This is a genomic window from Saccharopolyspora sp., from assembly GCF_017434145.1.
In the GTDB taxonomy this organism is placed as follows: domain Bacteria; phylum Actinomycetota; class Actinomycetes; order Mycobacteriales; family Pseudonocardiaceae; genus Saccharopolyspora_C; species Saccharopolyspora_C galaxeae.
The window spans coordinates 1-2097 of the sequence record NZ_JAFRFW010000094.1; the positions used below are offsets into that span (position 1 = coordinate 1).

1 protein-coding gene and 1 pseudogene are annotated in these 2097 nt (G+C 70.7%); one reads left to right on the plus strand and one right to left on the minus strand.

Features of this window, described 5'->3' with window-relative positions; genetic code table 11:
- A pseudogene (gene eno / locus IJH84_RS02460) lies at positions 1–755 on the minus strand (phosphopyruvate hydratase); the annotation flags it as partial.
- Between the two features lie 151 nt (positions 756–906).
- Here eno and IJH84_RS02465 point away from each other — a divergent pair.
- Complete coding sequence (locus IJH84_RS02465) at positions 907–1881, plus strand: 2-oxoglutarate and iron-dependent oxygenase domain-containing protein (protein ID WP_295139730.1); 975 nt, start codon at positions 907–909, stop codon at positions 1879–1881.
- Positions 1882–2097 lie beyond the last annotated feature (216 nt).

Below are 2097 nucleotides of genomic sequence, written 5' to 3' on the forward strand. Positions count from 1 at the left end.
CCCTCCGGGCTGTAGAACTCCGTCGCCGCCACATCCAGCGCCAACGCCACGTCCGAGCCGAGCGTGAGCCCGGTCTTGGCGACGGCCTCCGAGATCAGCTCCAGCGCCTCCCGGGTGCCCGCGACCGACGGGGCGAAACCACCCTCATCGCCCAGGCCGGTGTTCAGCCCCTTGCTCTTGAGCACCGACTTCAGCGAGTGGTAGACCTCGGTGCCCCAGCGCAGCGACTCCCGATACGTCTCCGCACCGATCGGCGCGACCATGAACTCCTGCACATCCACACCACTGTCCGCATGCGCGCCGCCGTTGAGAATGTTCATCATCGGCACCGGCAGGATGTGCGCGTTCGGGCCACCCAGATACCGGAACAGCGGCAGCGCCGCAGACTCGGCGGCGGCCTTCGACGCCGCCAGCGACACACCCAGCAGGGCGTTCGCACCCAGGCGGCTCTTGTCCGGGGTGCCGTCCAGATCCAGCAGGGTCTGGTCGATGATCCGCTGCTCGTCAGCGGGGATACCGATCACCTCGGGCGCGATGACATCCAGCACACCCTCGACGGCCTTCGTGACGCCCTTGCCGCCGTACCGCTCACCACCGTCGCGCAGCTCCACGGCCTCGTGCTCACCGGTCGACGCACCCGACGGCACCGCCGCACGAGCGAAGCTGCCATCGGCCAGCACGATCTCCACCTCCACCGTGGGGTTACCACGGGAATCGAGGATCTCGCGGGCGCCTACCTGGATGATTTCGGACACGGTCTCTCCTTATGCACTGGCCGAGCTCGGGGGCAACTCAGGAGCCAGCCTAGTGCCCGGCACCCGCGACACGAAGCCCGGCGCGCACGAAGTCCCGATCACACTGATCGGATCCGCTCATACCTGGAGCCGACGGCGCTACCCTGCGGTCATGTCCGTCCCGGTGCTCGACCTCGCCCTCCTCGACACCGACCCCGCGCAGTTCGACGGTGCCGTCCGCGCCGCCGCGCACGACGTCGGCTTCTTCTACCTGACGGGCCACGGCCTGCCGCCGGAACGCATCGACGAGGTGCTCGGCGTCGCCCGCGCCTTCTTCGCGCTGCCCCAGGTCGAGAAGGACGCGATCGCGATGACGAACTCGCCGCACTTCCGCGGCTACACCCGCCTGGGCGGGGAGTTCACCCGCGGCGAGGTCGACTGGCGTGAGCAGATCGACCTGGGTCGGGAGGATGCGGCACCGTCGGGCCCGGGGCCCGACTACCGGAACCTGCTCGGCCCGAACCAGTGGCCGGCGTCCCTGCCTGCGCTGCGCGCGGTGATGGAGCGGTGGGACGCGGACCTGTCGCGGATCTCGCTCGCGCTGCTGCGGGCGTGGGCCCGATCGCTCGGCGCCGATCCGCACGTCTTCGACGAGGCCTTCGCCGACCACCCGGCGACGCTGATCAAGATCGTCCGCTACCCCGCGGGGACGGATTCCGAGCAGGGTGTGGGCGCCCACAAGGACTCGGGCGTGCTGACGCTCCTGCTCGTGGACCCCGCGTCGCAGGGCCTGCAGGTGCTGCCACCCGGCGCGGCCGAGTGGGTGGACGTGCCGCCGCTGCCCGGTGCCTTCATCGTCAACCTGGGCGAGATGCTGGAGGTGGGCACCGACGGCTACCTGCACGCCACCGAGCACCGGGTGCTGAACCGGAGCACCGGCGCCGACCGGATCTCGGTGCCCTATTTTTTCAACCCCTCCGTCACGGCGCGGATGCCGCATCTGCCACTCCCCGCGGACCTGCGGACGGGCGTCACCGTCGACCCGGACAATCCGATCTTCGACACCTACGGCGCGAACGCCTGGAAGAGCCGCCTGCGGGCGCACCCGGACGTCGCGGCGCGGCACTACCCGCAATCCGCTTCGTAACCCGACCGGCGTCCCTAGTGTGGGAACCATGACCGGCGCAGCCCCGCTCGTCCTCGTCTACAGCTCCAACGCGCGCCACCGCGCGGAGATCACCGCCGCCCTGGGCTCCCGCCCGGCCCCGGACAGACCCCGATCACCGTCCTCGAGGTCGCGACCGCGCCCGCCGTCATCGCCCGGCTCGACGAGGGTGGGGTCGCCCTGGTCGTGCTCGACGGC

Excerpts from the sequence above, each read along its gene's own strand:
- IJH84_RS02465 (WP_295139730.1), top strand. The coding sequence starts at position 907 with ATGTCCGTCCCGGTGCTCGACCTCGCCCTCCTCGACACCGACCCCGCG.